Below are 501 nucleotides of genomic sequence, written 5' to 3' on the forward strand. Positions count from 1 at the left end.
AACGCTTTATGAAGGCGCAAGAGGCATCCCTGAAAACTCCTTCTTAAATATCAAAAATAAATCGTTTGATATTGTTGCGGACATTTCAACAGACAATGCGTCAAAGACTAACGGTGTGATTATCGCGCAAGGCGGTAACTTCGGTGGTTGGACGTTAGATGTGAAAAACGGCGTCCCAACGTTCGAATATAACTGGTTAACCTACGAGTACACTAAAGTCTCTGGTTCTAAACTAAAAGAAGGCAAGAACGAGATTAAAGTGGCATTCCGTTACGACGAGAACGGCCAAGGTGGTAAAGGTAACGCAGCTGGCAGAGGTAAAGGCGGTAACGTTTATCTCTACGTGAACGATAAGCTTGTTGAGAAGAAACTTATCCCTAACACAAACAGCCGCTTGTTCTCGCTCGACGATGGCGTGGGTATTGGTGAAGATGAAGGTGGCGCGGTGAGTAAAGACTACCAAGCACCATTCGAGTTCAATCAAAAAATTGAACAAGTCAC

At 44.3% G+C, this 501-nt stretch carries 1 pseudogene; it reads left to right on the top strand.

The annotated features are described in order from the left end of the window. Window positions 1-501: pseudogene (locus R8O11_RS31725) on the top strand (arylsulfatase); the annotation flags it as partial.

Source organism: Vibrio sp. 1288 (assembly GCF_033344475.1).